This window comes from Gimibacter soli, assembly GCF_028463845.1.
In the GTDB taxonomy this organism is placed as follows: Bacteria; Pseudomonadota; Alphaproteobacteria; order Sphingomonadales; family Kordiimonadaceae; genus Gimibacter; species Gimibacter soli.
Window position 1 is genome coordinate 899,840 of record NZ_CP116805.1, and the last position, 22,788, is coordinate 922,627.

The 22,788-nt window shown below is 62.3% G+C and carries 26 protein-coding genes; 13 read left to right on the plus strand and 13 right to left on the minus strand.

Translation table 11 applies throughout. The annotated features are described in order from the left end of the window. Nucleotides 1-22 precede the first annotated feature (22 nt). Nucleotides 23-616 (plus strand): SRPBCC family protein, encoded by a 594-nt coding sequence (locus PH603_RS04370; protein WP_289504738.1) that lies wholly within the window; start codon nucleotides 23-25, stop codon nucleotides 614-616. On the opposite strand, the gene PH603_RS04375 is transcribed toward PH603_RS04370, so the two are convergent. From PH603_RS04375 to PH603_RS04385, 3 genes are all read right to left on the minus strand, one after another. Continuing rightward, the gene (locus PH603_RS04375; RefSeq protein WP_289504739.1) at nucleotides 595-774 is read right to left on the minus strand and encodes a hypothetical protein; all 180 of its coding nucleotides are present in this window, start codon (nucleotides 772-774) and stop codon (nucleotides 595-597) included. The genes PH603_RS04370 and PH603_RS04375 overlap by 22 nt on opposite strands. 100 nt (nucleotides 775-874) lie before the next feature. Next, nucleotides 875-1,228 (minus strand): hypothetical protein, encoded by a 354-nt coding sequence (locus tag PH603_RS04380; RefSeq protein WP_289504740.1) that lies wholly within the window; start codon nucleotides 1,226-1,228, stop codon nucleotides 875-877. Nucleotides 1,229-1,337: 109 nt separating this feature from the next. Next, nucleotides 1,338-1,997: a hypothetical protein gene (locus PH603_RS04385; RefSeq protein WP_289504741.1), complete on the minus strand. Its 660-nt coding sequence runs from the start codon at nucleotides 1,995-1,997 to the stop codon at nucleotides 1,338-1,340. A 229-nt stretch (nucleotides 1,998-2,226) separates the two neighbouring features. Here PH603_RS04385 and PH603_RS04390 point away from each other — a divergent pair, with 229 nt between their 5' ends. Next, nucleotides 2,227-2,676 carry a hypothetical protein gene (locus PH603_RS04390; RefSeq protein WP_289504743.1) on the plus strand — a complete coding sequence of 150 codons (450 nt, stop codon included), beginning with the start codon at nucleotides 2,227-2,229 and terminating at the stop codon, nucleotides 2,674-2,676. 5 nt (nucleotides 2,677-2,681) lie between these two features. Here PH603_RS04390 and PH603_RS04395 read toward each other — a convergent pair whose 3' ends face one another. From PH603_RS04395 to PH603_RS04405, 3 genes are all read right to left on the minus strand, one after another. Then, a complete protein-coding gene (locus PH603_RS04395) occupies nucleotides 2,682-3,209 on the minus strand; it encodes a hypothetical protein (protein ID WP_289504744.1) in 528 nt (175 codons plus the stop codon). Nucleotides 3,210-3,283: 74 nt separating this feature from the next. Further along, entirely contained in the window at nucleotides 3,284-3,583 is a 300-nt protein-coding gene (locus PH603_RS04400) for an SCP2 sterol-binding domain-containing protein (RefSeq protein WP_289504745.1), read from the minus strand. A 70-nt stretch (nucleotides 3,584-3,653) separates the two neighbouring features. Then, a complete protein-coding gene (locus PH603_RS04405; protein WP_289504746.1) occupies nucleotides 3,654-4,421 on the minus strand; it encodes a DUF748 domain-containing protein in 768 nt (255 codons plus the stop codon). Between the two features lie 181 nt (nucleotides 4,422-4,602). Here PH603_RS04405 and PH603_RS04410 point away from each other — a divergent pair, with 181 nt between their 5' ends. Together PH603_RS04410 and PH603_RS04415 are read left to right on the plus strand one after the other, a co-directional pair. Beyond that, on the plus strand, nucleotides 4,603-5,943 hold the full coding sequence (locus PH603_RS04410; RefSeq protein ID WP_289504747.1) for an EAL domain-containing protein: 1,341 nt from the start codon (nucleotides 4,603-4,605) through the stop codon (nucleotides 5,941-5,943). Between the two features lie 10 nt (nucleotides 5,944-5,953). Then, nucleotides 5,954-6,844 (plus strand): TIGR01459 family HAD-type hydrolase, encoded by an 891-nt coding sequence (locus tag PH603_RS04415; RefSeq protein WP_289504748.1) that lies wholly within the window; start codon nucleotides 5,954-5,956, stop codon nucleotides 6,842-6,844. Nucleotides 6,845-6,877: 33 nt separating this feature from the next. On the opposite strand, the gene PH603_RS04420 is transcribed toward PH603_RS04415, so the two are convergent. Together PH603_RS04420 and PH603_RS04425 are read right to left on the minus strand one after the other, a co-directional pair. Next, a complete protein-coding gene (locus PH603_RS04420; RefSeq protein ID WP_289504749.1) occupies nucleotides 6,878-7,843 on the minus strand; it encodes a protein phosphatase CheZ in 966 nt (321 codons plus the stop codon). Beyond that, nucleotides 7,843-8,229 (minus strand): response regulator, encoded by a 387-nt coding sequence (locus PH603_RS04425; RefSeq protein WP_289504750.1) that lies wholly within the window; start codon nucleotides 8,227-8,229, stop codon nucleotides 7,843-7,845. The genes PH603_RS04420 and PH603_RS04425 overlap by 1 nt, the downstream gene beginning before the upstream one ends. Before the next feature lie 224 nt (nucleotides 8,230-8,453). On the opposite strand from PH603_RS04425, the gene PH603_RS04430 reads away from it, so the two are divergent. Both PH603_RS04430 and PH603_RS04435 read left to right on the plus strand, forming a co-directional pair. After that, nucleotides 8,454-8,882 carry a MaoC family dehydratase gene (locus PH603_RS04430; RefSeq protein ID WP_289504751.1) on the plus strand — a complete coding sequence of 143 codons (429 nt, stop codon included), beginning with the start codon at nucleotides 8,454-8,456 and terminating at the stop codon, nucleotides 8,880-8,882. A gap of 15 nt (nucleotides 8,883-8,897) precedes the next feature. Beyond that, nucleotides 8,898-9,908 carry a bifunctional riboflavin kinase/FAD synthetase gene (locus PH603_RS04435; protein WP_289504752.1) on the plus strand — a complete coding sequence of 337 codons (1,011 nt, stop codon included), beginning with the start codon at nucleotides 8,898-8,900 and terminating at the stop codon, nucleotides 9,906-9,908. Here the strand turns inward: PH603_RS04435 and PH603_RS04440 are convergent, their stop codons facing one another. Both PH603_RS04440 and PH603_RS04445 read right to left on the minus strand, forming a co-directional pair. Further along, complete coding sequence (locus PH603_RS04440; protein ID WP_289504754.1) at nucleotides 9,909-11,018, minus strand: sensor histidine kinase; 1,110 nt, start codon at nucleotides 11,016-11,018, stop codon at nucleotides 9,909-9,911. It lies immediately after the preceding gene. A 133-nt stretch (nucleotides 11,019-11,151) separates the two neighbouring features. Then, complete coding sequence (locus tag PH603_RS04445; RefSeq protein WP_289504755.1) at nucleotides 11,152-11,805, minus strand: MliC family protein; 654 nt, start codon at nucleotides 11,803-11,805, stop codon at nucleotides 11,152-11,154. Nucleotides 11,806-12,139: 334 nt separating this feature from the next. On the opposite strand from PH603_RS04445, the gene ileS reads away from it, so the two are divergent. From ileS to mutL, 4 genes are all read left to right on the plus strand, one after another. Then, on the plus strand, nucleotides 12,140-14,977 hold the full coding sequence (gene ileS / locus PH603_RS04450) for an isoleucine--tRNA ligase (protein WP_289504756.1): 2,838 nt from the start codon (nucleotides 12,140-12,142) through the stop codon (nucleotides 14,975-14,977). Next, entirely contained in the window at nucleotides 14,974-15,489 is a 516-nt protein-coding gene (lspA, locus tag PH603_RS04455) for a signal peptidase II (protein ID WP_289504757.1), read from the plus strand. The genes ileS and lspA overlap by 4 nt, the downstream gene beginning before the upstream one ends. 46 nt (nucleotides 15,490-15,535) lie before the next feature. Beyond that, nucleotides 15,536-15,970 carry a DUF3035 domain-containing protein gene (locus PH603_RS04460; protein ID WP_289504758.1) on the plus strand — a complete coding sequence of 145 codons (435 nt, stop codon included), beginning with the start codon at nucleotides 15,536-15,538 and terminating at the stop codon, nucleotides 15,968-15,970. A 111-nt stretch (nucleotides 15,971-16,081) separates the two neighbouring features. After that, nucleotides 16,082-17,956: a DNA mismatch repair endonuclease MutL gene (gene mutL / locus PH603_RS04465; RefSeq protein ID WP_289504759.1), complete on the plus strand. Its 1,875-nt coding sequence runs from the start codon at nucleotides 16,082-16,084 to the stop codon at nucleotides 17,954-17,956. Here the strand turns inward: mutL and rsmD are convergent. Continuing rightward, complete coding sequence (rsmD, locus tag PH603_RS04470; protein ID WP_289504761.1) at nucleotides 17,953-18,504, minus strand: 16S rRNA (guanine(966)-N(2))-methyltransferase RsmD; 552 nt, start codon at nucleotides 18,502-18,504, stop codon at nucleotides 17,953-17,955. The genes mutL and rsmD overlap by 4 nt on opposite strands. Next, entirely contained in the window at nucleotides 18,501-19,574 is a 1,074-nt protein-coding gene (locus tag PH603_RS04475; protein ID WP_289504764.1) for a pseudouridine synthase, read from the minus strand. Before PH603_RS04475 ends, rsmD begins: the two co-directional genes overlap by 4 nt. 82 nt (nucleotides 19,575-19,656) lie before the next feature. Between PH603_RS04475 and PH603_RS04480 the strand changes: the two genes are divergently transcribed. From PH603_RS04480 to PH603_RS04490, 3 genes are read left to right on the plus strand one after another with little or no spacing between them, the layout of a single operon-like run. Further along, on the plus strand, nucleotides 19,657-20,109 hold the full coding sequence (locus PH603_RS04480) for a nucleoside deaminase (protein WP_353507381.1): 453 nt from the start codon (nucleotides 19,657-19,659) through the stop codon (nucleotides 20,107-20,109). Nucleotides 20,110-20,160: 51 nt separating this feature from the next. Then, complete coding sequence (locus tag PH603_RS04485) at nucleotides 20,161-21,432, plus strand: mechanosensitive ion channel family protein (RefSeq protein WP_289504766.1); 1,272 nt, start codon at nucleotides 20,161-20,163, stop codon at nucleotides 21,430-21,432. 54 nt (nucleotides 21,433-21,486) lie between these two features. Next, nucleotides 21,487-21,891 (plus strand): hypothetical protein, encoded by a 405-nt coding sequence (locus PH603_RS04490; protein WP_289504767.1) that lies wholly within the window; start codon nucleotides 21,487-21,489, stop codon nucleotides 21,889-21,891. A 5-nt stretch (nucleotides 21,892-21,896) separates the two neighbouring features. Here PH603_RS04490 and PH603_RS04495 read toward each other — a convergent pair whose 3' ends face one another. Beyond that, nucleotides 21,897-22,775, minus strand: coding sequence for an alpha/beta fold hydrolase (locus tag PH603_RS04495; protein ID WP_289504768.1), 879 nt, complete (start codon nucleotides 22,773-22,775; stop codon nucleotides 21,897-21,899). Nucleotides 22,776-22,788: the final 13 nt, after the last annotated feature.

A 22,788-nucleotide genomic window follows, 5' to 3' on the forward strand; every position in this document is an offset into this window, starting at 1 on the left:
AATGAAAGGCAAGAGACACCAGATGCTTGACGGCTGGAACCTGTATCACAAGTCGGCGGTTTTCGCCCTTTGGGGTTTCGGCGCGCTTGCCGTTGCCCGTGCGGTCATCGCAATCGATGGCGGCACCTATGAGGTGACGGCAACCCGTACGGTGGCAGCGTCTCCGGAGGCCATCTGGCCGTGGGTCACGCAGACCGAGAACCGCACGCGCTGGCAGGCCAAGCTGGTGGACATGACCCCGCTGATGGGCGACCCCGCTGAGGTGGACAGCACTCGCATGCTGTTCTGGCGTGAACGCTATCGCCACTGGACAGCGATCGAGGCAACCCGTGAGGTACTGCCCGGACGGCTGTACAGGACGGTGCAGCAGTCGGATGCCGACACGCGCATCCAGCGGGTTGAACTGGCGCCGGCAGGTGACTGCCAGACCGAGGTCACGGTGACCGAACAGATTCGCCCCTCGTCCTATACGGACAGGGTGATGTCCTTCCTTGTGTCGGGGGATGATGAAGCGCGGCTCGAGGTTTCGCTCGAGGCACTTGACCGCTGGCTTCAGGACAGCGGCGCGGGGTGCGCGGCCCCGGCGACGGAGGCTCAGAAGGGCTCGACGTCGTAGTCGCTGAATTCCCACTCGCTGGCCGTTTCCATCTCGGCGGAGAACAGGTTTTCGGCAGCAACCAGCGCTTCTTCCTCGCTGTCGGCCTCTACCGTCGTCACCCAATAGAAGGTGCCGCGCTTCAGCTCGGCCTGCAGGGTCACTTTCATCTTAGCCATGCCTGTTATCCTCTCGTTGCGGCGCGCCACTTAGCACGAGAAACGCCGCCCCGTCAAACAGACAGGCGGCGTTTGGCAGGATTGCAGGTGGGGCGGGTGATCAGCCCTGCGCGCGGCGATAGGCGCGGATGGCTTCGTTCAGCTTGATCTGAAGATCACGGCGACCATCGTGCAGGGCGTTCGAATCTTCCGTCCAGCGCGCATACTGGTCTTTCGTCATATAGGGCGAAAGCTTCACCATGCGCTCGTCCATGCAGGCGAGATAGGCATCGACGGAATTCGAATAGGCAATCACGGTGTCGCGGGCGTCGCGCAGTTCGTCCGTGGTCAGCGCGCCGCCATCGCCCGGAATCGAAGGCACTGTGAGCGGCGGCTCTCCGCAATTTTCAGCGGCAGCGGGCACGGCGCCAAGGCTGACGGCGAGGAGGGCGAAGGCAAAGGTCGAACGCTTCATGCGGCTGTATCCCGGATACTGTCTTCGAACGGAGACCGGCATTTTATCGCCGGATGGTCGGGGCGGCAAGAGATGCGAGCCGCCCCGGACTGACTTTTCAAGCCGCCGCTCAGGCGTCGGCTTTTTCTTCCTTGGCATCCGCGGCAGGTGCTGCGGCTTCGCCGGCCTCGGCTTGCGCTGCTGCGACCTGTGCCTGCATGGCTTCCATCATGCGGGCGCGGGCTTCGTCTTCAGCCTTGGCGCGCTCGGGGAACATCTGGCGGAAGATGGCGTTCACGCGGTTCGCCACATCGCCGATGGCCTTGGCAACAGCTTCAAGATTGTAGCCGACGCCACGGAAATAATAGGTTTTGGTATCGGGGTTATAGGCGCGGTAGATCACGTCTTCGGTCACACCCGAACCATCCTGGAACGGGTTGCCGACGAAATCGATGACAACGCGCTTGCCCTTGGTGGCGGCAATCCATTCCTCGATCTTCTCGTCGGAATGTTCCCAGATTTCGCTGAGGCGGCGGTCATTCAGCGGATGCTTTTCATCCAGCCCCAGAACCTTGCGCAGCGCTTCGCCGCGGCCGCGGGCGCGGGCACGTGCCGGCCACAGCAGGCTGGCGATCTGGCTGCCCGGCATCAGAATCATCTGGCCGGCGAACAGGACGCCCGGACCGGCGCGGTTCGTCATGGCCTGGTTGAAAAGATTGAACGAGGCTTCGGTATGCATGATCTGGTTCCGAAGCTCGTGGATGTAGATGGCAAGCGTATTGTTATCCATGGACTTTCTTTCAGCTCGTCGCCGGCGCCTCATGGGGGCGCCGGTATTCCCCTTGTATCTTAAGCGGCGGCTCTTCCCAGTGGCCGCCTGCCCGATGGTCGATGAGCGATAGCACAGGCCCGAGGGGAAAGGCCAGCCGCGATTTCGGTCTTTTCGGCGGAATCTGCGGCGTTGAACGGTGACGGCTGCTTCTGTACACTCGGTGCGGGTCAAAATTTACGGGTGCGCCATGACCGGGTCTGTGCTGGCCGGGCAGCAGAATTTCAATGTGCCATCAGGCGCATCGAGCGGACGTGATCGCAGTGTCGGCGCGATCCGTTCGATCTTTGACCTCGGGCGCGCCGAGCCCGAACGGCACAATCCTTCCGATTTCCATCGAAGCTTCGGCCAGGCGGCATCCGAAATCGCCTACAAGGCCTCGCTGCAAACCGCCGAATCCGTCGAGCTTCCCTATCTGGAACAGCGCCCCGGCGGCGGGCTCCTGTCAACCTCCGCCCAGATACTGCTGGCTGAAACCCGCACGCGGGAAGCGGGCGCCAAGGCGACCGTTGCCTTGTTGCCATCAGGGAGTTTCCGGGAAGCGGGCGACACTGCAACGGCAGGACGAGCGCTCGGCGCCTACCGGTCGGCGCAGGCGCAGGTGGACGCGACCATCCGGTCTGGCTTCGGCCTCGGCTGAGGGGGCTAGCGGGCGAGCCGCTCGTTCAGCATCCGCGACCAGCGGGCCATGCGGTCGGCATGGTCGGCCTTGCTGCTGTCGCCGATAGGTTGGCGGCTGTACATCACGAGGCCCGAAAGGCCCGGGCCCATATCGATCACCTGCACGGTCACGACCGCCGGGAAATCGGCACCCGGCAGGCGCTCCAGAAAATCGAACTGGCTGGTGGCGAGATCGAAGCGATGGGTCCGCACGGTCGGGTTATCATCGGTGAAATCGGCCAATACCTGGCGCAGGCGCGCAGCATCGGCCTCAAACCGCAGTGTCGGGCCGTCGGCAGCGGCAGCCGTGCAGGTGGCCTCGTCACACATCAGGAAACCGTTCTGGTCGGGCATGTAGGCAAGCGTCGCGAAATCGACGGGTTCAAGGTTGCCCTCGCGGTCGCCGAACAGCGTGTCGCCGCCGCCCATCTGCACCATCATGTAAAGGACAACGAGGCCCACGACGACGATAAGGCTGACGAAGATGGCAATCTGGCGAAATCGGTCGATCATGGGCACGTCCTGAAAATGAAAGACCCGGCGCCGTTGCCGGCCCCGGGTCGAGACTTGATTGGCTTGAAAGCCTTTTAGCCGAGAATGCTGCCGAGTTGAAGTGCAAGGCTCATGTCGCCTTCGACACGGAGCTTGCCCATCATGAAGGCCATCTGCGGATTGAGGCTGCCATCGGCGATCTGCATGAAATTCTCTTTCGAGACTTTCACGGTGCAATCGGCCTCGGAGTTGGCATTGTCGACAACGGTCGGCGACGCCTTGCCATCGATGCGCACAACGCCGTCATCGCCGAAGTCGAACTTGATGATGGCGGCGAGCGGCGAATGGCTGCCGACCTTGCCGCGGATATTGTCGGTGATCTGTTCCAGAGTCATGGTTTCCTCCCTCGCTGGAAATAGTATGGACGTATATTGGACGCCGGGGTCCAGAAATCAATATGAAAGCTCAGTTGCCTTCTTCTTCCGTGGTTTCCGTCGTTTCCTTCTTGCCGGTGATACCGCCGATAAGGCCGCCGAGCTTGTCCTTTATCTTGTCCTTGTTCTTGTCGAGCGCGCCCTGAAGCTGCTTTTCGACCCCTGCTTTCACAAGCGCTTTGGTTACCTGCGGCTCAATTACCGCCATCAGGTGCCGGGCGAGTTCGGAAGGGCTGAGGCCTTTCTCGTCGGTGCCGATATCGGTGAGGCGGATGTCGGCGAGCTTGATGGTTTCGTCAAGCGGCACAGGGCCGTCTTTGGCGGATACGATGATGCTCGGGTTGGTCAGCGTGAATTCCCGGACTGTCAGCGTGATATCGCTCTGGCTTGAACTGCTGCCGGAGGTCAGCTTGTCGGCAAGGGCTTGCAGGTTGCTTTTCTTGCCGATCATGCGCACGTCGATCACAGGGCTATCGATATTGATGCTGTCAACGATGACATGGGAATTGAAGATCGTGTCGGTATCGACTTTCATCTTGAAGTCACCGACGGATAGCATCGGGCCTTCGGGGAAGTCGGGTGCGCGGAAGCCTTCGGGCTGGCCGATGGCAAGGCCTGAAACCCCGGCGCCGCCGGTGAAGGGGGAGAGGCTGACGCTATCGACCGTCAGCGAAACCGTGAGGGCTTCGGAGCCGTAGGTTTCAGCCCCAGATTTCGCGATCGCGCCCATCCGCTGGTAAAGAATGAAGCCGCCAATGGCGACAATCACGACAAGGCCGATGATGATTTTCTTGAGCATGATCAGGCTCCCTTGTTGTCCGCACGCATGGTTGCATTGTTTTGGGGCGCTGTTAAGGCTGAATGACAGCGCGGGGTGATATCGCGCCGGATAAAGGCCTTAACGCGCCGGGGCTTTTATGCCAGCATGACACCGACAAGTCGCCCCGATGCAGGGGGCACCCATCGGGGGAAGGGCGCTTATGGCTCCGGTAACACAAGTTCTGCTTTATATTTCATACGCCGTCCTCGGGCTCGCTGCAGCCCTTTTGCCGCCCCGGCTTGCCGGTGTGGACGAACAGGTCGCGACCCTCCTTGGCGTTTTCGTTTTCTTCGGCGCGTGGCAGGCCCATGCATGGTTCATCGCCCATCGGCTCGAAACCGCCGACAAGGAACGGATCAACCGGCTGGAGGATAACGCGACCATCCTGCGGCACGATCTGGAACGCACCCGCCGCCGGCTTGAAATGCAGCGCGACGGCACCAGCGAAAAAAGCGAGGAACTGGTCAGCGAACTGCGCATCCTGCACACGCTTCTCGATCAGGTCATGAAGCGCGAGGAAGCCCTGCAAAGCCAGATGCGCGCTGTGGCTGCCAAAACAGACGCCGGCCCCGTGCTTGAACTGGATGAGCTGTCGGTCAATGAAGACCGTATCGCCGCCGCCCAGCCGGAAGAAGACAATGGCGGGCGCGTTGAGCCCTGGTTCGATGAGGAGGATGCCGAGGAGGTGAAGGCCGAACTTTCGGGCGAGATTGCGCTCAGCACGGCGCGCGGCGGCCCCGAGGTGCGGTTGATCCGGCGCGAGGAAACACTCCTCAGTGTGATCCGTTCGTCGCTCTCTGAAAACCGGGTGGACCTTTACTTGCAGCCCATCGTGGCGCTGCCGGGTCGCCAGAACACTTTCTATGAATGCTTCTCTCGCGTGCGGGACGAGGAAGGCCGCGTGGTGCTGCCGGCCCAGTATCTGCGTATCGCTGAAGAGAAAGGCCTTATCGGCACCATCGATAACCTCTTGCTGTTCCGGCTTATCCAGCTGGTGCGGCGGCTGGGGCCGCGCCGGCCCGAGGTCCGCTTCTTCTGCAACATGTCGCGCTTCTCGATGGCGGACGCCGAGTTCTTCCCGCAGTTCGTGGATTTCATGACGTCCTCAAGCGAGTTTACCAAGCGGCTGGTGCTGGAGATCAACCAGTCGGACTATCAGACGCTGGACCGCGAAGTGCGCGGGCGGCTGGCGTTGCTCGCACGCCGGGGCTTCGCCTTCTCGCTCGATCAGGTCATGTATTTCGACGAGGATTTCGCAAGCCTTGCCGACAATGGCTTCAAATTCATCAAGGCAGACATGCAGGCGCTTTCCGCCCAGTATGAAATCGGCGACCTGCCGGGCGTGAAGGCGCGGCTGAAGCGCGAAGGGCTGAAGCTGATCGCCAGCCGGGTGGAGGACGAGGCAACCGTCCTGATGGCGCTCGACGGCGAGATGGAACTGGCGCAGGGCTATCTGTTCGGCGAGCCGCGCCCGGCTGCTGATTTTAACCGCGATTTCTGAGGACGAACGGGTGACGAAGACGAACGGACAGGCGGTGGACGTCTGGCACGGGCTGGAAGGCCATACTGACGGGCTGGATCTGGTGATATCGGACCTTTGGGGGGTGATGCATGACGGCATCGCGCTCAATGCTTCGGCGGTGGATGCAATCACCAACCTGCGCCGCGAGGGTATCAATACCGTTTTCCTGTCGAACGCGCCGCGCCCGCGCACCCATGTGCGCGAACATCTGATTTCGATGGGGCTGCCGAAGGAACTTGGCGACTTCATCGTCACGTCGGGCGGGCTTGCCCGCGACGAGGTACGCCGCGACTGGGTGGGGGCGAAGCTTTATCACCTGGGGCCGCGCAGCGACCATAATACGATCGAAGGCCTGCCGGTGACGCTTGTCGACAAGCCGGGCGAGGCCGATGTCATTCTGGCAACGGCGCTCGATTTCAATGACCTTGCCCCGCATAAGGCATGGCTCAGGCCTGCTGCTGAAAAAGGGGTGCCGCTCCTGTGCGCCAATCCCGACCGGATCGTGCATGTGGGCAATGACCTTTACCTTTGTGCCGGGGCGGTGGCCGATCTTTATGAAGACCTTGGCGGTCCTGTTCACTGGTTCGGCAAGCCGACCGTGGCAGCGATGCAGGCCTGCCTCACCGAAGCCGGGATGCCTGCTGAAACGCCGGGCGGACGGATCCTGATGGTGGGGGACAGTTTGGTCACAGATATCGCCGGTGCCCGTGCGGCTGGCTATGGTTCCGTACTGATCGGCGGTGGCATCCACCGTGACGAGATGGCACCCTTCTCGCAGGCGCTGCGCCACCGGCAGCCTATCCCGCACACCGCGTTCGAAGAGGTGTTCGGACGCGGCAAGGCAGTGCCCGACGTGCTGATGCTGCAGCTCGCCTGGTAGGTTTTCTTCGCAAATGATGGAGTGGCGACGCCCTTAGCTGAACAGGGCGTCGATATCGTCCTGGCTGACCTCTTCGCCGGCCGGCAGGTCGATCTCTTCTTCCTCGTCGGAAGCAGCTGCGGCTGCGGTGGCAGCAGCAACGGTTGCGGCGGCCGCGGCAGCCTTTTTTTCTTCCTCGGCCTTTTTCGCCTCTTCCTTGGCGGCGAGGTCGGCAACCGGATCGAAATCTTCCTCGAACATCTTGTCGAGCTGACGCGGCGGCACCGGCTTCGGCGGTTCGGGCTTCGGCGCTGCCGGCTTGGCGGCAGCAGGCTTCGGTGCGGGCGCAGGTGCGGGCTCGGGTTCAGCTGCCGGTGCGGCTGCAGTCGGCGACATCAGCGCGTCCACAGCAGACTGGTCGATGCCTTCGCCGCGCAGCGCAGGGCCATGCAGCAGGCCCTTGTCGCCAGTCTCTTCCGGCTCGACCACGCGTTTCACGTCGTCTTCGGTAACGCCCAGAAGGCCGCGAAGTTCCATCACGCGCTGTTCGATATGGGCGAGGGTTTCAACGACTTTCGAGATGCGCTGGCCAGTGATGTCCTGGAAGCTGCAGGCTTCGAAGATGCGCATCACGGCGTCATTGACTGTATTCTGGTAGGCATCCATGTCGCTGGTATCGAGCGCCATGATTTCCTCAGCCGCCGACATGATCGTGTTGGTGGCTTCTTCAGTGTGCTGGACGATGGCGTCAAGCTCGAGCCCGGCGCGCGGGATGCGGCTGTTTTCAAGGTCGCCCGGCTGCAGCGAGGCGATTTCCACCCGTGCATTCTGGATATATTCGCTGAGTGCGCGGCATTCGCGGTAGATCGAGGTATCGATCGACCGGAAGAAGGCATTCATCGTGCCGATCAGCACTTCGGTCACCGATGCGACATCGGTGAGCGAAAGGGAAGAGGTACGGTTCTTCCGCAGGTTATCGACTAGAAGCTCGATTTGCCGCGGAAGTTCATCAGCAAGCATCAGAAGTCCCCAAGGACAGCAACCAGTTTCTGCTTCAGCGTCGCAGCGTTGAAGGGCTTAACGATATAGTTGTTCACGCCGGCCTTCTTGGCGGCGATCACGTTATCGGTTTTGGATTCGGCAGTAACCATGATGAAGGGCGTGTTCTTCAGCTGGTTGTCGGCGCGCACTTCCTTCAGAAGCTCGTAGCCGGTCATCGGCTCCATGTTCCAGTCGGAAATGATCAGGCCATATGCCTTGGCGCGGGCCTTGGAAAGGGCTTCGGCGCCGTCGGTTGCCTCGTCCACATTGTCGAAGCCGAGCTGCTTCAGCAGGTTGCGCACGATCCGGAGCATCGTCTTGTAATCGTCGACGATAAGGATTGGCATATTCAAATCAACCGCCATGATTTTTCCCTTTAGATCACAGATAATGGCCCATTGGACGATCCGCGCTCAGCGCGTCCGGGATCGCCCCGAAATGTCTGGTGATCGGACCCTAGCGCCGTCCCCGTGAAGAAACGGTTAACTCAAAGAAATCATTTCCGCAATCGCTTCCCTTTCATTCCGGCCAACTTTATGCAATTCAGGCAGGCATGGGTGTCGGGAACGATGATCGAGGAAAAGCCGGTATGCCGATCAACCAGTATTTTATCGAAGACCTCGCTGTGGGCCAAACTGAAAAGCTCAGTCGCACCGTCACCGAAGCGCTGATTGGTGCCTTTGCCGAGGTTTCGGGGGATAATAATCCGGTCCATCTGGACGCCGCCTACGCCGCCACGACCCAGTTCAAGGAACGGATCGCCCACGGCGCGCTTGCCAGTTCTTTCATCTCGGCGGTGCTCGGCACCCGGCTTCCCGGCATCGGCGCTATCTATGTCAGCCAGACGACGAAATACCGGGCGCCGGTGAAGATCGGCGACACGGTGGAAACAATCGTCACCGTTCAGGAAATCGACCTTGCACGCAAACGCGTTACATTCACGACCGACTGTTTCGTTGGCGAAACAAAAGTGGTGACCGGCGAAGCGACCCTGATGGTCGCCAGCCGCGCGGCCTGAGGCGGGGAGGGCGTTTTGCGGCTGATCCGGCATGCGGATGAAATCCCGGCAGCAGCCCGCGGCTGTGTCGTGGCGCTTGGCAATTTTGATGGTTTCCACCGGGGCCATCAAGCGGTTATCGGCGAAGCGGGGCGCCTTGCGCGCGCCATGGGGGTGCCGCTTGCCGTGATGGTGACCGAGCCGCATCCTGTGCGCTTCTTTGCCCCCGATACACCGCCCTTCCGCCTGACCCCGTTCCGGGAGCGCGTGCAGATTCTGGAAGATTTCGGTGTCGACTCGCTCCTTGTCCTGCCGTTCGACAAGGATCTGGCCGGCATGAGCGCGCAGGACTTTGTGCAGGATATCCTGATCAAGGGCCTTGGTGCCCTGCATGTGGTGGTTGGCTACGATTACCGCTTTGGCAAGAAGCGCGGCGGCGACACCGCCCTCCTCGGCTGGATGGGCGAGATGGAAGGCTTCGGCCTGACTGTCATGGAGCCTGTCACTGTCGGGCTGGAAGGCTTTGCCGGCGAGATTTACAGCTCCACCCTTGTCCGCAATGCCCTGAAGGCGGGCGAGGCACGCCGGGCAGCCGCCCTGCTCGGCCACTGGTGGTCGATCAACGGGCGGGTCGCAAAGGGCGACCAGCGCGGTCGCACCATCGGTTTCCCGACAGCGAATGTCGAGCTTGGCGACAGCCTGGAGCCGAAGCTTGGCGTTTATGCGGTGCGCGTGATTGTCGAAGGCGAGGACGGCTTCTATCAGGGGGTTGCGAACATCGGGCGCCGCCCCACGTTCGACAAGCGCGACGTGCTTCTGGAAGTTCACCTGTTCGATTTCAGCGGGGATCTCTATGACCGCCATGTCAGGGTCGAGCTCGTCGCTTTCCTCCGGGAAGAGCGCAAGTTTTCAGGCCTTGATGCCCTGAAGGCCCAGATACTGGAAGATGCCCGCACCGCTCGGACCGTTCTGGCCGAGCCCGAGAATGCCCGTTCGCATCTGGGTGTACCCACGCTCGCGCGATATCTGGCCGAGCATCCGGCCTGATCAGATCGTCACGCACTCTTCCTTGCGGGGCAGGTAGAGCGAGACGGTCGTGCCCTTTTCCTTTTCGGATTCGATTTCGATCCGGCCGCCGAGTAGCCCGGCGAAGCGTTCGACGAGTGCGAGGCCAAGCCCCGTGCCTTCAACGGGCCGGGCAAGGCCTGTCTGGATCTGCACGAAAGGTTCGCGGGCGCGGCGGGCTTCATCGTCCGTCATGCCGATGCCATTGTCGGCCACCGAGACCTTCAGCCAGCGCCCCAGCGTCTCGCTGGTGACACTGATCTTGCCGCCTTCATTGCTGAATTTGGCCGCGTTCGACAGAAGATTGATCAAGATTTGTCGCAGGAGCCGTCTGTCCGTGCAGCAGGTGAGGTCGGCATTCGTGTGGTTTTCGAGCGTCAGACTGCGCCGGTCGGCAAGCGGCTCGATATAGGAAATGCATTCCTCTGTCATCGCCTGCACGTTCAGATCCGCCATCTCCACCGACAGCTTGCCGGCATCGACGCGAGAGAGGTCCAGAATATCGTTGATCAGTTCCAGAAGATGGTGGCCGGAGCGCCGGATGATATCGATATATTCGGCGCGGCGGCCTTCTTCGAGCGGTATGTCCTTCAGCTGCATCACCTCGGCAAAGCCGATGATGGCATTGAGCGGGGTCCTGAGTTCGTGGCTCATGGTCGCAAGGAAATCGGCCTTCGCCTGATTTGCTTCCTCGGCCTTTATGGCAAGCGTGCGCATCTCGGCAAACATGGCGCGCAATTCTTCTTCGGCCTGCTGGCGGCGTTCCACTTCCACGCTCACGGCGTGAACCGCCGGTAGCCACGAGAGAAGGCCGACGGCCAGAACGATGGCGCCAGGCGAATAGAGAAAAATCAGCCAGTCGGGGTTCAGTTCCGATGTGCCGAAGGCCCACTCGGTGACAGCGATCCCCCACGGCATCACCTTGGCGTAATCCACAAACGAGGCCAGCACGAGAATAAGGGAACCAAATAGGATGAAGCGGAAGCCGTTATCAATCCGCGAGAAAGCTGCCCGCTTGCGCAGGAACATGACGGGCACTGCCGCAAGCGTCAGGAACAAAAGGATACTGGGGTGCCAGATCTGGTCAATCATGGGGCTTCAGGTACCGTTTCAATAGACTGCGAATACGCAATCAGGGTTCCCCAAAAACCGTGACTTGCATCATGTTTGCGCGGAATTTACCCGAAAATGATTGCCAAACCCTGAATGCGAGCCGGAGAAGCTTCTAGTGCAGCGGTCTGCCGCAGCCGGTGAGTTTCTGGCCGTCGAGCATGATGGTCACGGCGGTCTCGAAGGCGTCGCCGCTCATTGTGTCGGTGCAGCTCGCCGATACAAGCTCGATATCGATCATATGATCATCGGTTTCGACCGTATAGCGCGCGGCGAGGCCTTCCGGGCTTTCGGCGAAAACCGGCAGGGAGGCGTCGATGACGGTGGCGCCGTAATCGGTCACAAGATGCAGCTGGTCGCCATTGCTGATCTCCAGAAGCCAGCCGGACTCGTTGCCGGTCGCGCGGAAGTCGACCCCGTTCAGCTTGGCATGTTCCCACACCGCGGCGCGGGCATCGTTCACGCATTCAAGCCGGTTGCCATCCTTCAGCATCATGATGTCGCGGCCCTTGGCCCAGGCTGTCCATTGGTCGTTGGTGTAGCGCACGCCCGACGCGGCTTCGGCCTGCGGCAATTCAAGGGTCTCGCTGTCGAGGAAAAGCCAGATTTTGCCCGGCACTTCACGCACCACCATGCGGCCGGCGCCATCGCAGTTCAGCACCCAGGTCGCGGTGGCTTTTTCGTCGGGGAGTTTCTCGCCTTCAGGGCCATCACAGGCGGTCAGCGAAAGGGACAGGGCGGCGATCAAGGCAAGGGTGCGGGGTTGCATCGGTATCCTCCTTATCAGGGGGATAGTCATGCCTGCCGAGCATGGCATTTTGAAGGCGCCGCGGGAGGCTGAAACAGGCCCGCCAGCCCCTTGCTTTGCGGCGTCCTTTCCGCTCGACACCCCGCGCGCGCACTGTTACAAAAGCCGCCATGTTGACCGGCCCTGCCAGATGGTGCAGCCGCCCGGACGCCGCAGTCCGTGCCGCGACGCGAATTATTGGCCCGGCGCTCCGTTGAGGGCGGCCGGGTAATATGCTTTTTCACCGAAACCAGTGACTTTCGGGCTGCGTGGCCGTTGGCCGGCGCGCCCTGTGACCCAGAGGAATATCGAGACCATGTCCGCCGACACCAAACGCGACTTCAAGGACACCGTCTTCTTGCCGACCACCGACTTCCCGATGCGCGCGGGCCTGCCGCAGCGCGAGCCGGAATTCCTGGCCAAATGGACCGCCGAGGATATCTACGGCCAGCTCCGCAAGGATGCCAAAGGCAAAACCAAGTTTGTGCTGCACGATGGCCCCCCGTACGCCAACGGCAACATCCATATCGGCCATGCGATGAACAAGATCCTTAAGGATGTGATCGTCAAGTCGCAGCAGATGCAGGGCAAGGATGCGCCCTATGTGCCGGGCTGGGACTGCCACGGCCTGCCGATCGAATGGAAGATCGAGGAAAAATACCGCAAGAAGAAGATGGACAAGGACGCGGTTGACCCCGTTGAGTTCCGCCGCGAATGCCGCGAATTTGCAGCGGGCTGGATCGATGTCCAGCGCGAGGAATTCAAGCGCCTTGGCGTGTTCGGCGACTGGGACAATCCCTACCTCACCATGGATTTCGGCGCGGAAGCCAAGATCGTCGAGGAACTCCTGAAGTTCTCGATGTCGGGTGCGCTTTATCAGGGCTCCAAGCCTGTGATGTGGTCGCCGATCGAGAAGACGGCGCTCGCTGAAGCCGAGGTTGAATATCACGACCATACCTCGACCCAGATCGATGTGGCCTTCCCCTTCGTGAAGGCACCGAGCGCTGACGTTGAAGGCGCGCGGGTGGTGATCTGGACGACGACCCCGTGGACGATGCCCGGCAACCGCGCTGTCTGCTTCGGTCCCGAGATCGACTATGCCGTGATCGAAGTGACGAAGGCGGGCGAAGCGACCCTTGCCAAGGAAGGCGACCGCCTGATCGTGGCCGAGGCGCTGATGGTCGAATTCGTCAAGCGCGCCCATCTTGAGGACTATCTCGTCATCGCCCGCTTCAAGGGCGAGGCGCTGGCTGGCGGCATGCTGGCGCACCCGTGGCGTGGCAAGGGCTATGATTTCGACGTGCCCCTCCTGCCCGGCGACCATGTGACGACCGAGGCCGGTACGGGCTTCGTGCACACTGCCCCCGGCCACGGTGACGACGACTATCTGGTCGCGCACGTCAAGTTCGGCATCCCGGTGCCGCACACGGTGGATGCCGACGGTCGCTACTATGAGCATGTGCCGATGCTGGCGGGTGAGCATGTTTACAAGGTCGCGGACCGCGTTTGCGAACTGCTGACCGAGGCCGGCGCGCTGATGGCGAAGGGTGTGCTGTCGCACTCCTACCCGCACTCGTGGCGCTCCAAGGCGCCGCTCATCTTCCGCAATACGCCGCAATGGTTCATCTCGATGGAGAAAACCGGCCTGCGTGACAAAGCGCTGAAAGCCATCCGCGAGGATGTGAGCTGGTATCCGGCCATCGCCAAGAACCGTATCGAGGCCATGGTCGCCGACCGCCCGGACTGGGTGATCAGCCGCCAGCGCGCCTGGGGTGTGCCGATCACCATCTTCGTCCACAAGGCAACCGGTGAAATCCTGAAGGATGAGGCCGTCAACGCCCGCATCATCGAAGCCGTGAAGGGCGGCGGTGCCGACGCGTGGGTGGCTGTCCCCGCGCAGGACTTCCTCGGCAACGATTATAACGCCGCTGATTTCGATCAGGTCTTCGACATTCTCGACGTCTGGTTCGACAGCGGCTGCACGCACGCCTTCACGCTTGAAGGCCGCGACGATCTCGCGTGGCCGGCTGACCTTTATTTCGAAGGGTCGGACCAGCATCGCGGCTGGTTCCAGTCGAGCCTTCTCGAATCCTGCGGCACGCGCGGCACGGCGCCTTACAAGGGCGTGCTGACCCACGGCTTCACGATGGACGGCGAAGGCCGGAAAATGTCGAAGTCGCTCGGCAATACCGTGGCGCCGCAAACGATCATCGACCAGTACGGCGCCGATATCCTGCGCCTTTGGGCGGTGTCCGTTGACTATCAGGAAGACGTGCGGATCGGCGACCAAATCATCCAGGGTCAGGTGGACGCTTACCGCAAGATCCGCAACACGCTTCGGTACCTTCTCGGCAACCTCGCCGGTTTCACCGAAGAGGAACGTCTGCCGCATGCCGAGATGCCGGAGCTTGAGCGTTTCATCCTGCACCGCGTGGCGGAGCTCGATACGCTCATCCGCTCGAAATCGGCTGTGTATGAATTCACGCCGGCTTTCACCGCGCTTTATCAGTTCTGTATTGTCGATCTGTCGGCCTTCTATTTTGACATCCGCAAGGACTGCCTCTACTGCGACGATCCGGCGAGCACGCGCCGCCGGGCGGCCCGCACCGTGCTGGATGAAGTCTTCATGCGGCTTGTCACCTGGTTCGCACCGATCCTCTCCTTCACGGCTGAGGAAGTGTGGCTGTCGCGCTTCGGCACGGCTGCACCGAGCGTGCACCGCCAGCTGTGGCCGGCAACCCCGACTGGCTGGGCCGACGAGGCTTTGGCCCAGAAATGGACGAAGGTGCGCCGCCTGCGCCGGGTCATCAACGGCGCGCTCGAGGTTGACCGCCGCGAGAAACGGATCGGATCGAGCCTGCAGGCATCGGCCACCGCCTATGTGTCGGATGCGGCCTATGTGGACGCGCTCAAGGGGCTTGATCTAGCCGAGATCACCATCACCTCGGCAGCCGACCTGAAGCTCGCCGACGCGCCTGCTGGTGCCTTCAAGCTTGAGGACGTGACCGACATCGCGGTTGTCACCGGGCTCGCCGGCGGCGAGAAATGCGGACGCTGCTGGAGCGTGAAGCCGGAAGTCGCGGAAGAGGGCGATCTTTGCCACCGCTGCGATGAGGCCGTGGCCGCCCATGATGCAAGGAACACCGCCGCATGAAATCGACCGTCTATTTCAGCCGTGCCATCTTTGGTGCCCTTGCCGTGCTCGTCATCGACCAGCTGGTGAAAATCTGGATCCTGCAGGGGCTGGACCTGCCCGCGAAAGGCAGTGTCGAGGTCACCTCGTTCCTGTCCTTCACCATGATCTGGAACAAGGGCATCTCGCTCGGCATCGGGCTTGATGAATGGGTCGGCAAAAGCGGGCTCATCATCCTGACGCTCATCATCACCGCGATCCTTTTGCGGTGGCTGACGAAAACCGAGCGAATCCTTGAAGTCGTCGGCCTGTCGCTTGTGATCGGCGGCGCCATCAGCAACCTTCTCGACCGCTTCATTCATGGCGCGGTTGTCGATTTTGTGCACCTGCATGTCGAAGATTACAGCTTTTATGTCTTCAATGTTGCCGATGCCGCCATTACCTTCGGGGTGATCTTCATGATCTACGACGGCTTGCGGAGCTCGCCCGAAGCGCCTACAAAAGCGAACGGGAAACCTGCGGGTCCTCAGTAAAAGGAACGTGACGCCCGATCACGGGACGTCCGAGGGAGATAGATACATGAAATTCGGTTCCATCGTCGCGATTGCCTTCTGTGGTGCGACCCTCGCCGGGTGCGGCATCTTTGGCGGCGACGGCAAGCTTTCCCCGGATGAGTTCGAGGTTGTGGATCGCGCCCCGCTCGTGATTCCGCCTGAATCCGATCTGCGCCCGCCGCGTCCCGGCGAGCCGCGCGCCCAGGAAATCGATCCGGGCCGCCAGGCCTATGAAGCGCTTTTCCCCGGTGCGACCCTGACGCCGCAACCGCCGAAATCGGGCGGCGAGCTGACGCTCCTGCGCCGTATCGATGGCGGTGACCCGGATATCCGCTCGAACGTGGCCCAGAAGGATCTGGACGTGGTGAAGAAGCGCCTGCTGCTTGCCGATCTTCTGGACGCCGACGACCGCACCTACCGCCCGGACAATGTGACCGTGGAGCGCGTGCAGGGCAACTGAGCCCCAAGCACCAATGTTTCCGAAACAAGGGCTGCCCGATGGGGCGGCCCTTTTTCATGCCTCACATTCTTTCGCTTTGCCGAGCCCGCTGCGGCTTGCTAGGGTCGCGCCATGCCTGACACATCCCGCACCAGCCTGCCCGAGAAGGCAGGGATCATCCGCCTCCTTTCCGAACGCACGATCAACCGGATCGCCGCGGGCGAGGTGATCGAACGCCCGGCGAGTGCCGTGAAGGAACTGGTTGAAAACAGCATCGACGCCGGCGCCACGCGGGTGGATGTGGTGCTTCATGAAGGCGGCCGCAGCCTCATCGATATCAGCGACAATGGCATCGGCATGGACGCCGGTGAACTGGCGCTGGCGGTGGAGCGGCACGCGACTTCGAAGCTCAAGGACGATGACCTTGTCCATATCATGAGCCTCGGTTTCCGGGGCGAGGCGCTGGCCTCTATCGGCGCGGTGGCGCGGCTTACCCTGTCGTCCCGTGCCCAAGGGGCGGCGGAGGCATGGAAGGTGCTGGTGGAAGGCGGTCGCAAGGGGCAGGTGTCGCCCGCGGCCCTGTCCGCTGGCACACGGATCGAGGTGCGGGACCTGTTTTTCGCCACCCCGGCGCGGCTCAAGTTTCTGAAAACCGACCGCAGCGAATTTCAGGCGGCGGTCGATATCATCAAGCGGCTGGCGATGGCGCACCCCGAGGTCGCCTTCAGCCTGTCGGACGGTGACCGGGTGGCCTTCCGGGCACCTTCGATCGGCGCGCTTGCGGGCGACGCACGGCTCGAACGGCTGGGTGCCATTCTCGGGCGCGAGTTTCAGGAAAACGCCATCGAGATCGATGCCGAGCGCGAAGGGCTGCGCCTGACCGGTTATGCGGGCCTCCCCACCTATTCGCGCGGGCAGGCGACGCACCAGTATCTGTTCGTCAATGGCCGACCGGTGAAGGACAAGCTGCTGACGGGTGCGGTGCGCGGCGCCTATCAGGATTATCTGGCGCGGGACCGGCACCCGGTGCTGGCGCTGTTTCTGGATGTGCCGACCGAATTTGTCGATGTGAACGTGCACCCCGCGAAAGCCGAGGTGCGTTTCCGCGATGCCGGACTGGTGCGCGGGCTGATCGTCTCGGCCCTTCGTCATGCGCTGGCAGATGCCGGCCACCGGGCCTCCACGACCGTTGCGGGCCAAGCGCTTGGCTCGCTGCGGCCCGTTGATGCCCTGCCGTGGGGGCGGGCGGCGGAGCGGCCTTCGCTGCCATCGGGTTTTGCCGCCGCCTTCGACGCGCAGGCGCCGCGCTTCGCGCTGAATGAGCCCGCCGCCCAGTTCAGTTTCAAGGCGAGCGACCCGGTAATGCGGCCAAGTGCGCCCGAGGTGCCAGCAGGCGCGCCGATGCAGGCCGAGGCACCGGCACCTGATTATCCGCTCGGTGTGGCGCGCGGGCAGGTGCATGGCACCTATATCGTCGCGCAAACGGCAGACGGCATCGTGATCGTCGACCAGCATGCCGCGCATGAGCGGCTGGTGTATGAGCGCATGAAGGAAGCAATGGCGGCGACCGGCGTGGCCCGGCAGGCGCTGCTGCTGCCGGAGGTCGTGGAGCTTGAAGAAGGCCCGGCGGCGCGGCTTGTGGCGCGGGCGGCTGAGCTTGAGGAAATGGGCCTCGTGATCGAACCCTTCGGCGAGGGTGCCATCGTGGTGCGCGAAGTGCCTGCGATGCTCGGCAAGATGGACGTGAAAGGCCTGATCCGCGACCTCGCCGATGAGCTGACCGAGATGGACGAAGCCCTATCGCTGAAAGAAAAGCTTGGTGAAGTGTGCGGCACCATGGCCTGCCACGGCAGCGTGCGCGCCGGCCGTCGCCTGAGCGTCGAAGAAATGAACGCGCTCCTCCGCCAGATGGAAGCCACCCCGCATTCCGGCCAGTGTAACCATGGCCGCCCCACCTATGTGGAACTCAAACTTTCCGATATCGAGAAGCTGTTCGGGCGGCGCTAGGCGCGCATTACGAAAAGCGTGCGCTGCTGGCCTTGGGATCGGTCGTCGATCAGCGTCAGCGTGTCCGGCAGGTCCATCGGGTCGTCGGTCGCTTGCTCGATCACGATCACGCCTTTCTCCGCCAGCCAGCCACCTTTGAGGATGGCATCAAGCGTGGGGCGGACGAGGCCTTCGCGGTAGGGCGGGTCCATGAAGATGATGTCGCACGCGGCGCCAGCGGGCGGCAGGGCGGTGGCACTGCCGCGAATGATGGCGGTCATGTCGTCGGCCTTCACCGCGCGGATATTGCGGGCGAGGAAGCCAAGCGCCGTTGGGGCTTTTTCAACGAAGGTGGTGTGGGCGGCCCCCCGCGACAGGGCTTCAAGCCCCAGCGCCCCGGTGCCGGCGTAAAGGTCCAGCACGCGGGCCTCCAGCATGTCGGGATAGCGGCTGTGTTGCAGCATTGAAAAGACGCGCTCGCGCATCCGGTCGGTCGTCGGGCGCACGTCCTTGCCCTCGGGCACTTCAAGCGTGCGACCGCGGAAACGCCCGGCGATGATGCGGGTCACGGCTTGGGCTTCCGGTCAGGCCGCGGGCCTGTTTTGGCGGGGCCAGCCTTGGGGCCGGTGCTACGCGCGGATGCAGGCTTCTGGCCGTCGCGTTTGGGCGCACCTCGGGCGGGTGCCGGCTTGGTGGCCGACTTCGGCACGCCGGGCTTGCCCTTGCCGCGGTTCGGACGCTCGGTCTCGTCGCGGTCACGCGCCCGATTTTTCGCCCATTTCTTCGCACCCGGCTTCACCGGCTTCGGCTTGGCTTTCGCCCATTTCGAAGGGTCGCGCGGCTTGCGCGGGGCGACCACGCTGCGGGTTTCCGTTTTGAAGAAATCGGACAGCACGTCATGGAGCTGGGCGTCCGTCACCTGCGCCACCGCACCGTCCGGCAGGGTGCCGAGCGTGAAGGGGCCATAGTGGGTGCGGATCAGCCGGTTCACCGCAAGGCCCAGATGCTCCATCACCCGGCGCACTTCGCGGTTCTTGCCTTCGCTGATCGCAACGGTCAGCCACGAATTGGCACCCTGGCTTTTTTCCAGCTTGGCGTCGATGGCGCCGTAATGGATGCCATCGATGGTGACACCGTCAGCAAGTTTGGCCAGCGCCTTTTCGTCCACCCGGCCATGGGCGCGCACGCGGTAGCGCCGCACGATGGCATTGGCAGGCAGTTCCAGCCAGCGGGCGAGTTCGCCGTCGTTGGTGAGAAGAAGGAGGCCCTCGGTATTCATATCCAGCCGGCCGATGGAGATGACCCGGCCCATATGCTTGGGCAGTTGGTCAAACACCGTGCGGCGGCCTTCCGGGTCCTTGTGGGTCGTCAGCGTGCCCTTGCGCTTGTTATAGCGCCAGAGGCGGGTTTCGCGCACCTCGCCGACCTTTTCGCCGTCCACCGTGACGCCTTCGAGGCTCATCACATTGAGGGCGGGGCTTTTCAGCGTCTGGCCATTCAGCGCGATGCGGCCTTCGCCGATCATGCGTTCGATATCGCGGCGCGAGCCGACACCGGCGCGTGCCAGTGCCTTGGCAATGCGTTCGCCGCCTGCGTCTTCGGTGCCGTCTTCCGGCGAGATGTCGTCCCTGTCGTTCATGGCGCGCACCATATGCTTTTGCCGGTATTGTCGCAACTTAATCTGCTTGACGCCACGGGACGTTGCCCGCACCTTCCCGGCCATGAGCTTTGCATCACCCCATATGGACGCCGCGCTGGCGCTTGCCGAAGCGGCAGCGGAAGCTGGCGAGGTGCCGGTCGGGGCCGTTGTCACCGGCCCCGACGGGCAGGTGATTGCGCGCGCCCATAACCGGGTCGTCACCGACCATGACCCGACCGCCCACGCCGAGATGCTGGCGATCCGCGAGGCGTCGGCAGCGCTTGGCAGCGAGCGGCTGGAGGGCTGCGACCTTTATGTGACGCTGGAGCCCTGCGCCATGTGCGCGCAGGCCATCGCATTCGCCCGCATCCGGCGGGTTTATTATGGCGCATCCGACCCCAAGGGTGGCGGTGTGGCGCACGGGGCGCGCATCTATAACCAGCCGACCACGCACCACAGGCCCGAGGTCTATGACGGCATCGGCGAGGCACGGGCGGCCAAAATTCTGAAAGACTTTTTCAAGGCGCGGCGCTAAACTCCTGTCATGCAAGGGGAAACGCCAGAAGATTCCGGGGGAATCGATGCTTTGGGCGATGACCTGGCCGGCCTGATCGATCAGGCATGGGCCTTCGCCCGGGAAAGCGTCTTCAAGCTGGACCGGATCATCGAGGCGGCAGCTGTGGTTGCCGCTGTGCTCCTTGCCTTTGTCCTGTGGCGGCTCGCCCGCAATGCGGTGATGAAGGCCTTCGGGGACCATGCCTTTGTCCAGAAACTGAGCCATCTGCAGCTTGGCTCCGTGGCGCCGATGGCGCTGACGCTGTTGCTGATCTGGACGGCGCAGCTGCTGCTCGGGCAGCTTATCAAACATACCTATGTGCTTGATCTCTCTGCCAGCCTGATTGCGGCATGGGTGGTGATCCGCATTGCGGTCAGCGTGATCCGCAGCCGCGAGATTGCCCGGCTTGTCGCCTTCCTTGCCTGGACGGTGGCGGCGCTGAATATCGTCGGGCTCCTGACCCCCATTGCGACGGTCCTTGATACGGCGGTCATCCCTTTGGGCGACGGCGGGATCAGCCTTCTTGATATCATCACCGGCATCACCACCTTCGCGCTCCTTATCTGGGGTGCGCTGGTGCTGTCTCGCCTGATCGATGGCCGTATCCAGGCAATCCACGGCGTCCCGCCAAGCGCGCGGGTGCTGATGAGCAAGACAAGCCGGATCGTGCTCTTGACCATCGCGGTCCTGACCTCGCTGAATGCCAGCGGCATCAACCTGACGGCCCTTGCGGTTCTCGGCGGTGCGCTGTCGGTCGGTATCGGTTTCGGCTTGCAGAAAGTGGTCGGGAACTTCATTTCCGGGCTCATTCTATTGATGGACCGGTCGATCAAGCCGGGTGACGTGATCGAGGTCTCTGGCACCTACGGCATCATCAACAAGCTGGCGGCACGCTACACATCGGTCATCACCCGGGACGGCACTGAATATCTGATCCCGAACGAGGACATGATCACCCAGCCGGTGGTCAACTGGTCACACAGCGACCTTCTGGTACGGCGCCGGGTACCCTTGCAGGTGTCTTACGAATCCGACCTGCCGCTCGCCATGAGCCTGATGGCGGCGGCCGCGATGGAAGAAGACCGCGTGCTGAAGGTGCCTGAACCCCGCACGCTGCTGCGCGGGTTCGGTGAAAGCGGGGTGGATCTGGAGCTGCGCTTCTGGATCAATGACCCGCAAAACGGTGTCGCCAATATCTCGAGCGCGGTGATGATGCGCATCTGGGACAAGTTCCACGCGGAAGGGATCAGCTTCCCCTATCCGCATATGGTTGTGGATTTAAGAAAAGAGGCTGGCGAGTAAGGGGTTACGACAGACGTTATATCAACCCGGTCTTTCAAGAGGGGGAGGGACTGAATGAATATCGGACGTTTTATCCTGTCAACAATAGCTGCCTATGTCGCCTTCGCGGTGCTCTTTACCGTGGCGATGACTTTCGTCTTTCCGGGTGCGATGATCGCTTTTGCCGATCTGATGCGCCCGCAGGACGACCCGATGATGATGTGGGCTTATCTCGGCCATATGGTGCAGACCATCGTGCTTGTCTGGTTCTTTGAAAAAGGCTTCGGCACGAAGGACCTGATGAAGGGGGCTGTCTTCGGGGGCATGTTCGGCATCTATGTCGCCGCAAGCAGCTTCGTGATGTATATGTCCTTCAAATGGCCGACCGAATATATGGTCACCCAGCTGATTACCGATGTGGTGATCTTTGCACTTGTCGGCGTGGTGCTGGCACTTCTCCACAAACCGCAGGAAGCCTGACGGGATCAGGCTTCGATCTTGTGAAACGCCAGGAAGTGCCGGACCACCGCGTCCGGCGCTTCCACTTGCGGATAATGGCCGATGCCTGAAAGCTTGGTGACCCGGAGCTTGACGAGGATGCGTTCCAGCCCTTCGATCATGTGGCGGCCCGATACGGGGTCATCAAGCCCCCAGATGGCGGCCATCGGCACCGTGGTGCCTTTCAGGGCGCCGACCCAGCGGGTTGCCTGTTCGCGCCGCTCGGCAATATAGCGGATGCGCCGCGCGATGGCGCCGCGTCCGTTGCGGCCCATCATGCTTTTCCAGAAAATATTCAGCTCTTCTTCCGTGGGGCGGGTCTCTGCGCCAAAGACATTGGCGAAGGCCTCAAGGAACTTCTCCTTCGCCACCATGCGGGCATAGATGGGGCCGAGCCACGAGGCGAGCTTGATCTGCGCTTCGACCGGCCGGTGCAATGCCGGGATCAGGCCGCCGTTCAGGAAACAGGCCGACAAGAGTTTGCAGGTGGCGGTGCGCTCCAGCTGCCGGGCGATCAGGTCCTGAAGGATGGTGGCACCCACATCATGGCCAAGGGCGTGATAGCTGGTGTGGCCAAGCGACTGGAGAAGGGCATCCATCGCCTCCGCCGTTTGCCGCACGCTCGCCGCACTGCCGCGCGGGTTTTCGCTGAAACCGCAATCCGGCATGTCGGGGATGATCAGGGTGAAATGCCTTTCAAGCGCGGACGCGACCCAGGCCCAGTCGTGACCAGAGGTCGGGAAGCCGTGCAGGAGCAGAAGTGCGGGGCCGGTGCCGCTCACCCGGTAGAAGATCCGGTGGCTGCGCCATTTGAACCGCTCGCCCCCTTCGGCCCAGGTGTCGAGATCGATCGGTGGCGGCGTCATGGAAATCCCCTGA

What these genes read in the sequence shown, in the direction of transcription:
- PH603_RS04370 (WP_289504738.1), top strand. Translation starts at nt 23, where the DNA reads ATGCTTGACGGCTGGAACCTGTATCACAAGTCGGCGGTTTTCGCCCTT.
- PH603_RS04375 (WP_289504739.1), bottom strand. Translation starts at nt 774, where the DNA reads ATGGCTAAGATGAAAGTGACCCTGCAGGCCGAGCTGAAGCGCGGCACC.
- PH603_RS04380 (WP_289504740.1), bottom strand. Translation starts at nt 1,228, where the DNA reads ATGAAGCGTTCGACCTTTGCCTTCGCCCTCCTCGCCGTCAGCCTTGGC.
- PH603_RS04385 (WP_289504741.1), bottom strand. Translation starts at nt 1,997, where the DNA reads ATGGATAACAATACGCTTGCCATCTACATCCACGAGCTTCGGAACCAG.
- PH603_RS04390 (WP_289504743.1), top strand. Translation starts at nt 2,227, where the DNA reads ATGACCGGGTCTGTGCTGGCCGGGCAGCAGAATTTCAATGTGCCATCA.
- PH603_RS04395 (WP_289504744.1), bottom strand. Translation starts at nt 3,209, where the DNA reads ATGATCGACCGATTTCGCCAGATTGCCATCTTCGTCAGCCTTATCGTC.
- PH603_RS04400 (WP_289504745.1), bottom strand. Translation starts at nt 3,583, where the DNA reads ATGACTCTGGAACAGATCACCGACAATATCCGCGGCAAGGTCGGCAGC.
- PH603_RS04405 (WP_289504746.1), bottom strand. Translation starts at nt 4,421, where the DNA reads ATGCTCAAGAAAATCATCATCGGCCTTGTCGTGATTGTCGCCATTGGC.
- PH603_RS04410 (WP_289504747.1), top strand. Translation starts at nt 4,603, where the DNA reads ATGGCTCCGGTAACACAAGTTCTGCTTTATATTTCATACGCCGTCCTC.
- PH603_RS04420 (WP_289504749.1), bottom strand. Translation starts at nt 7,843, where the DNA reads ATGCTTGCTGATGAACTTCCGCGGCAAATCGAGCTTCTAGTCGATAAC.
- PH603_RS04425 (WP_289504750.1), bottom strand. Translation starts at nt 8,229, where the DNA reads ATGGCGGTTGATTTGAATATGCCAATCCTTATCGTCGACGATTACAAG.
- PH603_RS04430 (WP_289504751.1), top strand. Translation starts at nt 8,454, where the DNA reads ATGCCGATCAACCAGTATTTTATCGAAGACCTCGCTGTGGGCCAAACT.
- PH603_RS04440 (WP_289504754.1), bottom strand. Translation starts at nt 11,018, where the DNA reads ATGATTGACCAGATCTGGCACCCCAGTATCCTTTTGTTCCTGACGCTT.
- PH603_RS04445 (WP_289504755.1), bottom strand. Translation starts at nt 11,805, where the DNA reads ATGCAACCCCGCACCCTTGCCTTGATCGCCGCCCTGTCCCTTTCGCTG.
- ileS (WP_289504756.1), top strand. Translation starts at nt 12,140, where the DNA reads ATGTCCGCCGACACCAAACGCGACTTCAAGGACACCGTCTTCTTGCCG.
- lspA (WP_289504757.1), top strand. Translation starts at nt 14,974, where the DNA reads ATGAAATCGACCGTCTATTTCAGCCGTGCCATCTTTGGTGCCCTTGCC.
- PH603_RS04460 (WP_289504758.1), top strand. Translation starts at nt 15,536, where the DNA reads ATGAAATTCGGTTCCATCGTCGCGATTGCCTTCTGTGGTGCGACCCTC.
- mutL (WP_289504759.1), top strand. Translation starts at nt 16,082, where the DNA reads ATGCCTGACACATCCCGCACCAGCCTGCCCGAGAAGGCAGGGATCATC.
- PH603_RS04475 (WP_289504764.1), bottom strand. Translation starts at nt 19,574, where the DNA reads ATGAACGACAGGGACGACATCTCGCCGGAAGACGGCACCGAAGACGCA.
- PH603_RS04480 (WP_353507381.1), top strand. Translation starts at nt 19,657, where the DNA reads ATGAGCTTTGCATCACCCCATATGGACGCCGCGCTGGCGCTTGCCGAA.
- PH603_RS04490 (WP_289504767.1), top strand. Translation starts at nt 21,487, where the DNA reads ATGAATATCGGACGTTTTATCCTGTCAACAATAGCTGCCTATGTCGCC.
- PH603_RS04495 (WP_289504768.1), bottom strand. Translation starts at nt 22,775, where the DNA reads ATGACGCCGCCACCGATCGATCTCGACACCTGGGCCGAAGGGGGCGAG.